At 65.4% G+C, this 13,297-nt stretch carries 12 protein-coding genes and 1 other RNA gene; 7 read left to right on the top strand and 6 right to left on the bottom strand.

Annotation, left to right across the window (positions count from 1 at the left end):
* Window positions 1–18: 18 nt before the first annotated feature.
* The 3 genes from ABLE86_RS11880 to ABLE86_RS11890 form a co-directional block, all read right to left on the bottom strand.
* The gene (locus ABLE86_RS11880) at window positions 19–1,884 is read right to left on the bottom strand and encodes an extracellular solute-binding protein (protein ID WP_348779146.1); all 1,866 of its coding nucleotides are present in this window, start codon (window positions 1,882–1,884) and stop codon (window positions 19–21) included.
* The gene (locus ABLE86_RS11885; RefSeq protein ID WP_348779231.1) at window positions 1,884–3,764 is read right to left on the bottom strand and encodes an extracellular solute-binding protein; all 1,881 of its coding nucleotides are present in this window, start codon (window positions 3,762–3,764) and stop codon (window positions 1,884–1,886) included. The genes ABLE86_RS11880 and ABLE86_RS11885 overlap by 1 nt, the downstream gene beginning before the upstream one ends.
* Before the next feature lie 142 nt (window positions 3,765–3,906).
* A complete protein-coding gene (locus ABLE86_RS11890; protein ID WP_348779147.1) occupies window positions 3,907–4,590 on the bottom strand; it encodes a cytochrome c family protein in 684 nt (227 codons plus the stop codon).
* Window positions 4,591–4,790: 200 nt separating this feature from the next.
* On the opposite strand from ABLE86_RS11890, the gene ABLE86_RS11895 reads away from it, so the two are divergent.
* Together ABLE86_RS11895 and ABLE86_RS11900 are read left to right on the top strand one after the other, a co-directional pair.
* Window positions 4,791–5,531 (top strand): 3-deoxy-manno-octulosonate cytidylyltransferase, encoded by a 741-nt coding sequence (locus tag ABLE86_RS11895; protein ID WP_348779148.1) that lies wholly within the window; start codon window positions 4,791–4,793, stop codon window positions 5,529–5,531.
* Window positions 5,531–6,394: a prephenate dehydratase gene (locus tag ABLE86_RS11900; protein ID WP_348779232.1), complete on the top strand. Its 864-nt coding sequence runs from the start codon at window positions 5,531–5,533 to the stop codon at window positions 6,392–6,394. Before ABLE86_RS11895 ends, ABLE86_RS11900 begins: the two co-directional genes overlap by 1 nt.
* 6 nt (window positions 6,395–6,400) lie before the next feature.
* Here the strand turns inward: ABLE86_RS11900 and ABLE86_RS11905 are convergent, their stop codons facing one another.
* From ABLE86_RS11905 to ABLE86_RS11915, 3 genes are read right to left on the bottom strand one after another with little or no spacing between them, the layout of a single operon-like run.
* Complete coding sequence (locus ABLE86_RS11905; protein WP_348779149.1) at window positions 6,401–7,282, bottom strand: helix-turn-helix domain-containing GNAT family N-acetyltransferase; 882 nt, start codon at window positions 7,280–7,282, stop codon at window positions 6,401–6,403.
* A 60-nt stretch (window positions 7,283–7,342) separates the two neighbouring features.
* Window positions 7,343–8,278, bottom strand: coding sequence for an NAD(+) diphosphatase (gene nudC, locus ABLE86_RS11910; protein WP_348779150.1), 936 nt, complete (start codon window positions 8,276–8,278; stop codon window positions 7,343–7,345).
* 31 nt (window positions 8,279–8,309) lie between these two features.
* Window positions 8,310–8,732, bottom strand: a complete 423-nt coding sequence (locus tag ABLE86_RS11915; protein ID WP_348779151.1) for an HIT family protein — start codon at window positions 8,730–8,732, stop codon at window positions 8,310–8,312.
* A 136-nt stretch (window positions 8,733–8,868) separates the two neighbouring features.
* Between ABLE86_RS11915 and ffs the strand changes: the two genes are divergently transcribed.
* From ffs to ABLE86_RS11940, 5 genes are all read left to right on the top strand, one after another.
* Window positions 8,869–8,966, top strand: an RNA gene (gene ffs / locus ABLE86_RS11920) — signal recognition particle sRNA small type.
* Between the two features lie 112 nt (window positions 8,967–9,078).
* The gene (locus ABLE86_RS11925; protein ID WP_348779152.1) at window positions 9,079–10,899 is read left to right on the top strand and encodes a DNA polymerase III subunit gamma/tau; all 1,821 of its coding nucleotides are present in this window, start codon (window positions 9,079–9,081) and stop codon (window positions 10,897–10,899) included.
* Window positions 10,900–10,920: 21 nt separating this feature from the next.
* Window positions 10,921–11,244 carry a YbaB/EbfC family nucleoid-associated protein gene (locus ABLE86_RS11930; protein WP_348779153.1) on the top strand — a complete coding sequence of 108 codons (324 nt, stop codon included), beginning with the start codon at window positions 10,921–10,923 and terminating at the stop codon, window positions 11,242–11,244.
* Window positions 11,245–11,371: 127 nt separating this feature from the next.
* The gene (gene recR / locus ABLE86_RS11935) at window positions 11,372–11,977 is read left to right on the top strand and encodes a recombination mediator RecR (protein WP_348779154.1); all 606 of its coding nucleotides are present in this window, start codon (window positions 11,372–11,374) and stop codon (window positions 11,975–11,977) included.
* Window positions 11,978–12,098: 121 nt separating this feature from the next.
* On the top strand, window positions 12,099–13,286 hold the full coding sequence (locus tag ABLE86_RS11940; protein WP_348779233.1) for a lytic murein transglycosylase: 1,188 nt from the start codon (window positions 12,099–12,101) through the stop codon (window positions 13,284–13,286).
* Window positions 13,287–13,297 lie beyond the last annotated feature (11 nt).

Genomic DNA, 13,297 nt, shown 5'->3' on the forward strand with positions numbered 1-13,297 from the left:
AATGTGATGCCGCGATCGTCAAGCTTTGCCAATTACCGCCGCCTTGTCCTTGTCGAACCACCATAGCGCTTCGACGGGAAAGCCGAAATCGGGTTTGGGTTCCTTGAAGCCGAACATATCCCAGAACGCTGCCCGGTGATTCGGAAGATACCAGTTTGGAATCCAGTCCTGCCGCGCGCGCAAGACCCGGTCCAGGGTGCGCAGCGCCGTGGTGAGGCTATCGCGGCTGTCGGCGCGGCCGGCGGCCTCCACCAGCGCGTCCACCGCCGGATCGGCGATGCCGGGGAGATTCCGGGAGCCCGGCAGCGTGGCCGAGCGCGAATGGAACAGCCCCTCGATCTCGTCGCGCGACGGCGTGGCGGCAAAGGACAGCGCCATGCTGATGACGTCGAAGTCGAACTCGACCTGGCGGGCGGTGTACTGCGCCGAATCGACCAGGCGGATCGACGCGTCGATGCCGATGGCCCTCATGTTCTCGACCCAAGGGGAATCGATGCGAACAAAGGCATCGTCGTTGACGAGGATCTCCAGCGCCAGCGGCTCGCCCTTGTCGTTCTGGACGAACTGGCCATTGCGCTTCCAGCCCGCCTCGGCGAGAAGCTTCGCGGCCGCGCCCAAAAGCTTGCGGTCGCGCCCCGAACCGTCGGACACCGGCTGCATGACCGCCTCGCCGAAGGCCTCGTCGGGAATCTGGCCGCGCAGCGGTTCGAGCAGAGCGAGTTCCTCAGGCGAGGGCAGGCCTTCGGCCCGGTAGGCCGAGCGCTCGAAGCAGGACTGCGAACGTTCATAGGAATCATAGAACAGGTTGCGCCGCGCCCATTCGAAATCGAAGCACATGCCGATGGCGCGGCGCACGCGCGCATCGCGGAAACGCTCGCGCCGCTGGTTGATGGCGGTGGCCTGCATGACCGGCCGTTTCTCGGCCGGGAACTCGCGCTTGACGACCTTGCCCTCCTTGAGGGCTGGAAAGTCGTAGCCGGTCGCCCAGACGCGGGCGGTGAACTCCTGCCGGAACAGCACGTCGCCCTTCTTGAAGGCTTCGAAGCCGGCCTGGCGGTCGCGGTAGAACTCGATGCGGATGCGGTCGAAATTGTAGAGGCCGCGGCTGACGGGCAGGTCGCGTGCCCAGTAGTCCTCGACACGCTCATATTCGATGGTCTGGCCGGCGACCACGCGGCCGACCTTGTAAGGCCCCGAGCCCAGCGGCGCCTTCATGCCGCCGGTGGTGAAGCCGTTGGCCTCGAAATAGGCCTTCGACACTATCGGGAAACCGGCAACGTCGAGAACGGTGCGCGCCGACTGCTTGCCCGAAAAGGTCAGGCGGAAGGTATGCGCATCGGCCGCGACGGCCTCGGTCATCTGTGAGAGCGGCAGGAGCAGGCTGGGGTGGCCGTCCTTTTTGAACTGGCTAAAGGAATAGGCAACGTCCTGCGCCGTCAGGGGCGAGCCGTCATGGAAGCGGGCTTCGGGCCGCAGCGAAAACTCGACGGTGTTGCGGTCGTCGGAGATGGTCACGCTTTCGGCCAGCAGCCCGTAGAGGGCATCCGGCTCGTCGAGCGCGCTGGCCATCAGCGAATCGAAGCACATCTCCATGCGCGGCGGCGCGTCGCCCTTGGCCACGAAGGTGTTTAGCGTGTTGAAGGTGAGCGGGTTCTGGTTGAACACCCAGTTGGGCGGCGAGAAGATGAAGGTCCCGCCCTTGGGCGCATCCGCGTTGACATAGTCGAACTGTTTGAAGTCGGCCGGATATTTCAGGTCGCCGAAGGCAGACAGCCCGTGCAGCCTGGTGCCCGTTGGCGCGGCCGCGAAGGCTGCGCCCGGCAGCAGGGCCGCAGCCGAGCCAAGGGCCAGGAACTCGCGCCGCGAGAGCAGGGGGCCTTCCATCAGTCGGCGCTCTTGTAGTTGGTCGCGAGCGCCTTTTCCTTCTCGGGATCGACCCACCAGGAATCGATGTCGGCGCCGGTATATTCCGGCTGCTTCTCGGGCATGCCGAACTTGTTCCAGTAGGCGATCCACTGCTTGGGCCGGTGCCACTGCGGGATCATGTAGTAGTTCCACAACAGCACGCGGTCGAGCGCGTGGGTGGCGGCTACGAGATCTTCGCGGTCGGTGGCGAAGATGATGCGCTCGACCAGCGCGTCGACCACGGGGTTCTTGATGCCCATCAGGTTGCGCGAGCCGGGCGTGTCGGCGGCCTTGGAACTCCAGTAGTCGCGCTGCTCGTTGCCGGGCGAGGTGGACTGGTTGAGAACGGTGGTGTCGGCGTCGAAATCGAAATTGTTGACGCGGTTGATGTATTGGCTGGTGTCGACCATGCGCAGCGAGGCGTCGATGCCGATCTTGCGCAGCGTGTTGATGAAGGATGAGGCGATCACCTCGTCGGTGGGGCCGCTGCCCAGGAACTCGATCTTGAACTGCTCGCCCTTGTCGTTAAGCATCCTGCCGTTGTTGATCTTCCAGCCGGCCTCGGCGAACAGTCCCACGGCCTGGCGCAGATACTGCCGCTCGGACTGTGGCGTATCGTAGACCGGCAGCTTGAATTCCTGCGTGAACAGCTCGGGCGGCAGCTGGTCCCTGAAGGGCTCGAGTATTTCCAGTTCCTTGCCGCTGGGCAGCCCGCTGGATGCAAGCTCGCTTCCTACGAAGAAGCTGCTGGTGCGGGTGTACTGGCCGAAGAACAGGGTGCGGTTCATCGATTCGAAGTCGAAGGCCAGCGTCAGCGCCTCGCGCACGCGGCGGTCCTGGAACTGCGGCCGGCGCAGGTTGAGCGCGAAGCCCTGCATGAACACGTTGGCAGTGCTGGGAAACTCCTTCTTCAGCACCGCGCCCGACTTGACGGCCGGGAAGTTGTATTCGGTCATCCAGCGCCGCGAACTGTTTTCGGCCCGCACGTCCTGGTAGCCGCCCTTGGTGAAGGCCTGCCAGGCTGCGTTGTCGTCGCGGATATAGGTGTAGCGCTTGCGGTCGACATTGTTGCGGCCGACATTGACGCCGAGATTGGCCGACCAATGGTCGGGCACGCGCGCCCAGACGATTTCCGAGCCCGGCTTGAAGCTCTCTATCTTGTAGGCGCCGGAGCCAAGCGGCGGCTCCAGCGTCGGGCGGGTCACGTCGCGCTTCTTGCCGTTGTTGTCGGTGCCTTCCCACCAGTGCTGGGGAAGCACCACCAGGTCGCCCAGGATCTTGGGTAGTTCGCGATTGCCCTTCTGGTCGAAGCGGAATTCGACCTCGCGGTCGCCCACCGCCACCGCCTCGGTGACGTTGGCGTAATAGCGGTTGTAGCGCGGGCTGTTGGCCTTGAGCGTGTTGAACGACCAGATGACATCGTCCACGGTGATGGGGGTGCCGTCGTGCCATCTGGCGTGCGGGTCGAGGCGGTAGGTGGCCGAGGAGAAATCGTCCGGATACTTGAAGGCTTCCGCGATCATCGGATGGCTGACGCTGGGCTCGTCGAGCGACTGCTCCATCAGCGTCTCATAGAGCAGGCCGCCGCCGAATTCCGAAAAGCCGGCCGCCGGCGCGCCCTGGACAACGTAGGGATTGAAGCTGTCATAGGTGCCGGTGACGACCGACTTCAGCGTGCCGCCCTTGGGCGCGTTGGGGTTGACATGGTCGTAGCGCGTGAAGGCTTCGCCATATCTGGAAGGGGCGCCGAGGCTGGAGGAGGTGCGCCATTCGTCGGCCGACGCCGAAAGAAGACTCGCCGCAAGAAGGGCCGGCACGAGGCCGAATCTACCGATCGTTTGCGCCAGGCCCGCCATCATCGCCAACCTCATCCTCCGTCGCCGGGTCCGTCCGGGTGCCGCGGGCAAGCCGCTTTTTCAATATCGGCCAGGACATGCGGAAAGCCTAATAAAAAAGCCGGGCGGAACCCGGCTTTTTCATGATCTTGCGATGATTAATTCGTTACTGCGCCGGCGCCGGCTGGGCTGCGCCGCCTTCGGCGGGAGCTGCGGGAGCCTCCGGGGCAGCGGGAGCAGCACCCTCGGCCGGAGCGGCAGGCGCGGCACCTTCGGCCGGAGCAGCCGGGGCAGCGCCAGCCTCAGGCAGCGGCGCCGGATTGTCCGACAGCGTGCGCAGATAGGCGATCAGGTTGGCGCGCTCGTCGTCCTTCTTGATGCCGGCAAAGCCCATGGCCGTGCCCTTCACATAGCCCTTGGGCGAGGTGAGGAAGTGGTTCAGGTGGTCGTAGTCCCAGTGGACGGTGCCGCCCTGCGCGAAGTCCTTCATGCCGGCCGAATAGGAAAAGCCAGCGTGACCAGCGATCGGACGGTTGACGATGTCCCACAGATCCGGACCGACCTTGTTGGGGCCGCCCTTTTCGCCCGAGTGGCAGGCCGTGCACTTCTTGAACACGGCTTCGCCGGCCTTGGCATCGGCATGCGCCAGAAGTTCGGCGATCGGCTTGGCCTGCTCGGCAGCGCCGCCGCCGGCTGCGGTCGGCTCGGCTTCCGCGGCTTCAATGGCGTAGCCGGGCTTCTCAGGAACGGGCGAAGCGAAGATCGCTTCCGAGGCGATCGAGATGGAGAAAACTACGAAAACGGTGCCCAGAAGGCCGCCGAGAATCTTGTTAAATTCGAATGAGTCCATTCGCCCCTGGCTCCTTGACAGGCCGGAAACGGAAAACCAGGTCTCCGGCCGCCGACGTATTGTCCCCCCACCGACCTCGGCCGGCAGAATTCGGCGGAAACTAGGTCTTTTGCTTGTCGGTTGCAACACCTATAAGGGCGGCTTCAGTGAGACGTTTTGCCACTTTCCACCGTTGCCTTTAGTTGATCGTCTGAAAAATCATGTCGCAACTCATCCTCATTCCCGCGCGCCTTCGCGCCACGCGCCTGCCGGGAAAGCCGCTTGCCGATATTTGTGGCCTGCCCATGATCGTGCATGTGGCAGAGCGTGCGCGACAGAGCGGCATTGGCCGCGTGGTGGTGGCCACCGACGCGGCGGAAATCGCCGAGGCCGTGCGTGCCCATGGCCACGAGGCGGTGATGACGCGGGCCGACCACGAATCAGGGTCGGACCGCATTTTCGAGGCGCTGACCACGCTTGATCCCGCCGGTTCGGTCGAAACCGTGATCAATGTGCAAGGCGACCTGCCGACCATCGACCCCGAGACGATCCGCGCCGCGCTGCGCCCGTTCAGCGAACCCGCCGTCGACATCGCCACGCTGGGCGTGGAGATCGAGCGCGAGGAGGAAAAGACCAATCCGAACGTGGTGAAGATCGTAGGCTCGCCGCTGTCGGACACCCGGCTGCGCGCGCTCTATTTCACCCGCGCCACCGCGCCGTGGGGCGAGGGGCCGCTCTATCACCATATCGGGCTCTACGCCTATCGCCGCGCCGCGCTGGAGCGCTTCGTGACGCTCAAGCCCTCGGCGCTCGAAAAGCGCGAGCGGCTGGAACAGTTGCGCGCGCTGGAGGCGGGCATGCGCATCGACGCCGAAATCGTGACCACCGTCCCGCTGGGCGTCGACACGCCGGAAGACCTCGAGCGCGCCCGCGAAATTCTAAGCAAGCAAGACAGGGCCTGATCATGGCTGAAAAGACCAACCGCATTTCCTTCCAGGGCGAGCCGGGCGCCAATTCCGACACCGCCTGCCGCAATGTCTATCCGAATATGGAGCCGTTGCCGTGCCCGACCTTCGAGGATGCGTTCAATGCGGTGGAGTCCGGCAAGGCAGACCTGGCCATGATCCCGATCGAAAACACCATCGCGGGCCGTGTGGCCGACATCCATCATCTCCTGCCCGAATCGAAGCTGCACATCGTGGGCGAATATTTCCTGCCCATCCATTTCCATCTGATGGTGCTTCCGGGCGTGCAGCGCTCGGAAATCAAGACCGTGCACAGCCACATCCACGCGCTGGGCCAGTGCCGCAAATACATTCGCAAGAACGGCTGGAAGCCGATGGTGGCCGGCGACACGGCGGGCGCCGCCAAGCTGGTGGCGGAAACGCAGAACCGGACGATGGCCGCCCTGGCGCCCCGGCTCGCCTCCGACCTCTACGGGCTCGACATACTGGAAGAGAATGTCGAGGACACCGAAAACAACGTCACCCGCTTCGTGGTGCTTTCCAAGACCAAGCAGTGGGCCGAGCGCCAGCCGGATGTGCCGATGGTCACCACCTTCGTCTTCCGCGTGCGCAACGTGCCGGCCGCGCTCTACAAGGCCATGGGCGGCTTCGCCACCAACGGCGTGAACATGACCAAGCTGGAGAGCTACCAGCTCGGCGCCTTCACCGCGACGCAGTTCTATGTCGATATCGAGGGCCATCCGGACGACCGCGCGGTGGCGCTCGCGCTGGAGGAGCTGCGCTTCTTCTCGCGCGAGGTGCGCATTCTCGGCGTCTATCCGGCCAACGAGTTCCGCGCCACACAGGACGCCGACGCCTGAGACGCCCTAGAGGCGCTTGGAATACCAGTGGTCGGCGTAAGGGTTGTCGTTGAAGCGGGCGACCTCTTCATAGCCTTCGCGTAGGTAGAGCGACTGGGCTTCCTTAAGCGAGCGGTTGGTGTCCAGGCAGACCGACTGAGCGCCAAGCTCGCGGGCGATTGCCTCGAGCCTGCGCAGCATGCGGCCGGCGACGCCGAGCCCACGCGCGGCGGGCGAAACCCACATGCGCTTGATTTCCGCCGTGGTCGCATCGAGCATGCGCACCGCGCCGCAGCCGACGGGATCGCCGTCGAGCCGGGCGATGAGGAAGCTGCCGCGCGGACGGGTGAATTCGTCGCCGGTCGCGGTGCTGCCCTTGCTGGTGTCGAAACCCTCCTCGAAGCGCGACGCCAGCTCTTCGACATAGAGCGCCACGCATTGCTGCGCCTCCGCGCCGTTCGTGTCTTCCTCGTCGATGGTGACGGATGCCGCAGCAAGCAGGCGCTCGACCTCCGCCATCGCGGCGACGAGCCGGTCGCGCCCGGCGTGCGAAAGCGGCTCGAGTACGGAATTGGCCAGCTCGTCCGAGAGGGCATCGTAGGCGGCGTGTTCCTTAAGGCCCGTGGCGGTCAGCTTTGCGTAGCGGCTGCGGGCGTCGCCGTCGAGCTTTTCGACCGAGACGAGCCCTTGCGCCTCGAGCGAACGCAGGATGCGGCTGAGATAGCCGGAATCGAGACCGAGCCGGGAACGGAGCCCGCCAAGCGCCGCGCCTTCCGGTCCGATCTCGAAGAGCACCCGCGCCTCGCCGAGGGGACGCCCGCGGCTGAGATAGCTTTCCTCCAGCGCGCCGACACGCCGGGTGACGGCGCGGTTGAAGCTGCGGATCTGGGCGATTTTCGAATTGTCCATTGCCTGACTTTAGTCAGGCAATTTGTGGTGCGCAAGAGTTATCTGACTTTGGTCAGCTAATCAGCTTTCCGCCCAGGCCCTGATGAGATGGTGGGCGATGGCGCCGGAAGGCGGCACGCAAAGGCCGCCGGCGTGGCTGCCGGCCAGCATGTCCAGCACCTCGGCGCGAGAAAACCAGCGGCAGTCTTCCAGTTCCCAGGTGTCGGGGTGGATGTCTTCGTTCAGCGCCTCGCCAAAGCAACCGATCATCAGCGTGTGGGGGAACGGCCAGGGCTGGCTGGCGTGGTAGACGACGCGGCCGAGCCGGATGCCGGCTTCCTCGAAGGTTTCGCGCCGCACTGCCGCCTCGATGGTCTCGCCCGGCTCGATGAAGCCGGCAAGTGCGGAATACATGCCTGGCGCGAAATGCCGCCCGCGACCCATCAGGCATTTTTCCTGCGTCACGGTGAGCATGATCGCCACCGGATCGGTGCGCGGAAAATGCCCGGCATTGCAGTTGAGGCAGACGCGCTTGTAGCCGCCGTCGCTGCTTTCGGTGTTGTGGCCGCAGCGGCCGCAGAAGCGGTGCGTGGCGTGCCAGGCCAGCAGGGAGGCTGCCTGCGCCAGCGCGCCGAGCGCGGAAGGGTCGACGAGGCCCTGGGTGTAGATGGAGCGATAGTCGATCGCCTTGATCGATTCGGGCAGCTGCTCGGCCGGCAGTCCGCCGGGGGCGGCAAGCACCGGGCCCGAATCGGAGAAGCCGAGCAGCACGACCTGATCCACGCGTGCGCGCAGCGTCTCGGCCTCGGCGAGATCGAAATAGGGATCGAACCCGCCATCGGCGAGTTTCAGATGCGCACGCCCGTCGCGCAGGATGAGCAGCCGTGCGGCAGGGTGGGCCAGCGCCGCGCCGATGGAATTGCCGTCGCGGCTTTCCGCCTGGCGATCGATGCGGTTGCCGGCGAAGCCGACGAACTGGCTCGGCTCGCGTTCGGGGGCGTCGAAGAGGCGAAACATGGTCGGAAGGTCCGCTGAACCGTGCATGGCGCTATTGCAGCGCCGCGCGGACTTTTTCGCAGAAGCCGTGCAGGTCGGCCCGCGCATAGGGCTCGCGCATGCCATGGCCCCAGACCGGGCCCGGCCAGCCCGGGTCGCCCTCGTTGCGGGCGATGACATGGACGTGCAGCTGGCGCACGATGTTGCCGAGCGCGCCGGTATTGATCTTCTGGCAGCGGGTGGCGCGCTTGAGCGCCTGCGCCACCATGTTGCATTCGAAGGTGAGCATGGCCTGGTCCAGCGGGGTCATGTCGTGGATTTCTTCCACGCCCTGCCGCTGCGGCACCAGAAGCAGCCAGGGCCAGCGCCTGTCATTCATGATGCGCAGCTCACATAGGCCAAGCCACATCAGAGGCTCGCTGTCGGCCTCCAGCCTGGCATCCAGTTCGAACCCAGCCTTGAGGCCCGGCACCATCGGCGTTTCCCTTGTTTTTATTGAAGCTAGAGTGATGACCCTCGGCCTGCAAGCATTTCATGCGCAGGAATGTTTGTTGCTGGCACATAATCCATCGCTCTTGCAATTGAGCGCGCAATTGCCGATATGGGGAACGGGAGGTTGGTGGTGGACGATCCACTCGCCAACCGGGTCAGGTCCGGAAGGAAGCAGCCCTAACGAGCCCCGGAACGGGTCACTGTTCCAGCCTCCCACCTCTTCGCCGATTGCCCGCCAGGTCCGCCGCAAATTGACGGCGCACGGTTCGTGCGGGGACTGCAGGAATCGGCCGATTTCCGAAGCGGCCAATGGAGCACCTGAAGAGCGGATGAGCGAAGCCGGAAACGACCAGCAGACGAAGGCCGCCGGCGCCTACCGCGTGCTTGCGCGTAAATACCGCCCCACCGATTTCTCCGGCCTGATCGGCCAGGAGCCGATGGTCCGCACCCTGACCAACGCCTTCTCTTCCGGCCGCATCGCGCAGGCCTGGATGCTGACCGGCGTGCGCGGCGTGGGCAAGACCACCACCGCGCGTATCCTGGCGCGCGCGCTGAACTACAAGACGCCCGAGATCGACCAGCCTTCCGTCGACCTGACCATTCCCGGAGAGCATTGCCAGCCGATCATGGAAGGCCGCCATCCCGACGTGATCGAGATGGACGCCGCCTCGCACACCGGCATCGACGATATCCGCGACATCATCGAGCAGGTGCGCTACGCTCCGGTTTCGGCGCGCTACAAGGTCTACATCATCGACGAGGTGCACATGCTGTCCACGCAGGCCTTCAACGGCCTGCTGAAGACGCTGGAAGAGCCGCCGCCGCATGTAAAATTCATCTTCGCCACCACCGAAATCCGGAAAGTTCCGATCACGGTGCTGTCGCGCTGCCAGCGCTTCGACCTGCGCCGCATCGATGCTTCGGTGGTCAAGGCCGACCTCAAGCGAATCGCGGGCCTCGAAGGAATCGAGGCGGAGGATGCCGCGCTTTCGATGATCGCCCGCGCGGCCGAAGGCTCCATGCGCGATGCGCAATCGATCTTCGACCAGGCGATCGCCCATGGCGCCGGCAACGTGACCGCCGAGGCGGTGCGGGCCATGCTTGGCCTGGCCGACCGGGCGCGTATCGTCGACCTGTTCGAGCACGTCATGAAGGGCGACGCCGCCGCCGCGCTGCAGGACCTGCGTGCGCAATACGATGTCGGCGCCGACCCGGTGGCGGTGCTGACCGACCTTGCCGAATTCAACCATCTGGTCACCCGCATGCGCTTCGTGCCCTCGGCCGCCGAGGATGCCTCGCTGAGCGAGGACGAGCGCGTGCGCGGGCTGGAATTTTCGCAGAAGCTGTCGGTGCGGGTGCTGTCGCGCGCCTGGCAGATGCTGCTCAAGGGCATTCCCGAGGTGCAGTCGTCCAACCGGCCGATCAGCGCGGCCGAGATGGTGCTGATCCGGCTCGCGCATGCCGCCGACCTGCCGACGCTGGACGAGGCGCTGAAGTCGCTTGGCGACGGCGCGCTCGCGCCCGGTGGCAGCGGGCCGCGCCCGTCGGGCTCTCCGCTGTCTTCCGGCGGCGGTTCGGGCAACGGCGCCAATGCCGTGTCGCAAACCGTGATGCAGCCGACCAATGGCGGCGGGCAGACCATGCGGCTGGTGTCGGGCGATGCGACGCCGGCCTCCGTTTCCTATGCTGCGCCGGCAGTTGAAGAGGCGCCGGCGGTGCCGATCAAGTCGCTGGCCGACATCGTCAACCTCGCCGACGCCCATCGCGACATGGCGCTGAAGGTGCTGGTCAAGCGCTGCGTGCGGCTGGTCAGGGTCGAGCCCGGTCGGCTGGACGTGAACCTGACCGACGAAGCGCCCCGGACGCTGCTGAACGACCTGACGGTGAAGCTGAAAGCCTGGACCGGGCGCCACTGGATGGTGGCGCTGTCGCGCGAGGAAGGCGGCCAGACGCTTTCCGAGGTGGAAAACGAGCGGCGCGAGAACGCGTTTCTCGACGCAAAGGCCGATCCGACAGTCGCGGCCATCCTGGCAAAATTCCCGGGCGCCAAGATCATCGACGTGCGCATCCCCGATGCGCCGGAAGTCGACGCGGCCGATGCCGACATGCCGGCCGAGCCGCCGGTCGAAGACGACGACGACGAGAACTGACCAGAACAAGGACTACCGATCATGAAGGATCTCCTCGGCCTGATGGGCAAGGCGAAGGAAATGCAGGCCAAATTCCAGGCCATGCAGGAAGAGGTCGCCACGCTGGAAGCCACCGGCCAGGCCGGCGGCGGCCTGGTGCAGGTGACGATCTCGGGCAAGTTCGAGATGAAGGCGCTGAAGATCGACCCGTCGCTGCTGAAGGAAGACGAGGCCGAGATTCTCGAGGACCTGATCATCGCCGCCCACAACGACGCCAAGGCGAAGGTCGAGACGGTGATGCAGGAGAAGACCAAGGCGCTGACCGCCGGCCTGCCGATTCCGCCCGGCATGAAGCTGCCGTTCTGAGGCGGTCCGCAACTTTCACGGGCCTGGCCGCCGACGCGGCTTGGCGCCTGTCTCAAACACCACCTCTGCTGACAAGACCGCGCGAATTTTCGTGCGGCTTTGCCTGCGCCTGCGCTAAATCATAAACATGTCCAAGCGAATCGCCGGCCCTGAAATCGAACGCCTGATCCAGCTCCTCGCCAAGGTGCCGGGGCTGGGGCCGCGCTCGGCGCGTCGCGCGGCGCTGCACCTGATCAAGAAGAAGGAGCAGCTGATGGCGCCGCTGGCGGCGGCCATGGGCGAGGCGGTGGAGAAGGTGCGCGTCTGCTCCACCTGCGGCAATGTCGACACCGTCGACCCCTGCACGGTCTGCACCGACCCGCGCCGCGATCCTTCGACCGTGATCGTGGTCGAGGAAGTGGCGGACCTCTGGGCGCTGGAGCGCGCCGCCGCCATGAATGCGCTCTACCATGTGCTTGGCGGCACGCTGTCGCCGCTCGACGGCATCGGGCCCGACCAGCTCAACATCAGGCAGCTGGTGCAGCGCGTCTCCGAAGGCGCGATCAAGGAAGTCATCATCGCCGTCAACGCTACCGTCGAGGGACAGACCACCGCACATTACCTGACCGACCAGCTCGCCTCCTTCGACGTGAAGGTGACACGGCTTGCGCATGGCGTGCCGGTGGGCGGCGAGCTCGACTATCTCGACGAGGGAACGCTTGCCGCGGCACTGAAATCGCGGACCGCTTTCTGACGCATTTTACCGGCAAGGGGGGACGATGAAGTCAAAAGCCGCGGTTCTTTCCTCTGCCACTTCCGGCCTGATGCGTATGCTGCTCGGCCTGCCGCTGGTCCTGTGCCTTGCTCTCGCGGCCATGCTCGCAGTGCGCCCGGCTGCCGCCGCGCAGATCGACGACCAGTTCCGCGCCTGGCTACAGAACGACCTCTGGCCGGAAGCGAAGAAGCGCGGCATCTCGCAAAAGACCTTCGATGCCGCCTTTGCCGGGGTAAAACCCAATCTGAAGCTGCCGGACCTCGTGCTGCCCGGCACCAAGCCGACGACCCCGCAAAAACAGCATCAGGCCGAATTCGGTGCGCCGGGCAATTATTTCGGGCCGCTGGGCAACGTCACCGCCGGTGCGCGCACGCGCGCCGCACAGAATGCCGCCACTCTCGCGGCAATCGAAAAGCGATTCGGCGTGCCAAGCGAGGTGGTGCTGGCGATCTGGGGCCGCGAATCGGGATTCGGAACGGCGAAGATCCCGCACAACGCCTTCGAAGTGCTTGGCACCAAAGCCTTCATGGCCACCCGCAAGGAGATGTTCCGCAACGAGGTGCTGGCCGCCCTGGAGATCGTTCAGCGTGGTCTGGCGGATGTGAAGTCGATGAAGTCGTCCTGGGCCGGCGCGCTCGGCCAGCCGCAGTTCATGCCCTCCAAATATCTCCAGCATGCGGTCGACTTCGACGGCCACGGCCACTCCGACATCTGGAACTCGACGCCCGACACACTGGCTTCCATCGCCAACTATCTCGTCCATTACGGGTGGGCGAAGGGCCGCGACTGGGGATTCGAGGTGACCGTGCCGGCAGGCGTGTCCTGCGCGCTCGAAGGGCCGGACCGCGGCAAGAAAATTGCCGAATGGGCGGCGATGGGCGTGAAGCGCGTGGGCGGCAAGCCGTTTCCGGCGAGCGAGATGGGGCAGCAAGGCTTCCTGCTGATGCCGGCCGGGCGCAACGGGCCGGCCTTCATCGTCACGCCGAATTTCTACGTGCTCAAGGAGTACAACCAGAGCGACCTCTACGCCCTGTTCATCGGCCACGGCGCCGACCGCATCGCCCGCGGCGACAAGCCCTTCGCCGGCCGGTGGGGAGCGGTGGACCAGTTGTTCCGTTCCGATATTGCCGACATGCAGCGCGGGCTCGAACAAGCCGGTTACGACGTCGGCGGCGCCGACGGCCTGCCGGGCTTCAAGACACGCCGCTCGATCGGCGACTGGCAGGCGAAAAACGGCCGCGCCGCCACCTGCTTCCCTGACAAGGGGCTGGTCGAGGCGATGCGGTAGGGGCGGGATTT

The organism is Mesorhizobium sp. KR2-14 (assembly GCF_040049255.1).
GTDB lineage: Bacteria > Pseudomonadota > Alphaproteobacteria > Rhizobiales > Rhizobiaceae > Pseudaminobacter.

Bases quoted from the DNA above. Each gene is read 5' to 3' on its own strand.
- ABLE86_RS11880 (WP_348779146.1), bottom strand. From the start codon at position 1,884: ATGGAAGGCCCCCTGCTCTCGCGGCGCGAGTTCCTGGCCCTTGGCTCG.
- ABLE86_RS11885 (WP_348779231.1), bottom strand. From the start codon at position 3,764: ATGATGGCGGGCCTGGCGCAAACGATCGGTAGATTCGGCCTCGTGCCG.
- ABLE86_RS11890 (WP_348779147.1), bottom strand. From the start codon at position 4,590: ATGGACTCATTCGAATTTAACAAGATTCTCGGCGGCCTTCTGGGCACC.
- ABLE86_RS11895 (WP_348779148.1), top strand. From the start codon at position 4,791: ATGTCGCAACTCATCCTCATTCCCGCGCGCCTTCGCGCCACGCGCCTG.
- ABLE86_RS11905 (WP_348779149.1), bottom strand. From the start codon at position 7,282: ATGGACAATTCGAAAATCGCCCAGATCCGCAGCTTCAACCGCGCCGTC.
- nudC (WP_348779150.1), bottom strand. From the start codon at position 8,278: ATGTTTCGCCTCTTCGACGCCCCCGAACGCGAGCCGAGCCAGTTCGTC.
- ABLE86_RS11915 (WP_348779151.1), bottom strand. From the start codon at position 8,732: ATGGTGCCGGGCCTCAAGGCTGGGTTCGAACTGGATGCCAGGCTGGAG.
- ABLE86_RS11925 (WP_348779152.1), top strand. From the start codon at position 9,079: ATGAGCGAAGCCGGAAACGACCAGCAGACGAAGGCCGCCGGCGCCTAC.
- ABLE86_RS11930 (WP_348779153.1), top strand. From the start codon at position 10,921: ATGAAGGATCTCCTCGGCCTGATGGGCAAGGCGAAGGAAATGCAGGCC.
- recR (WP_348779154.1), top strand. From the start codon at position 11,372: ATGTCCAAGCGAATCGCCGGCCCTGAAATCGAACGCCTGATCCAGCTC.
- ABLE86_RS11940 (WP_348779233.1), top strand. From the start codon at position 12,099: ATGCTCGCAGTGCGCCCGGCTGCCGCCGCGCAGATCGACGACCAGTTC.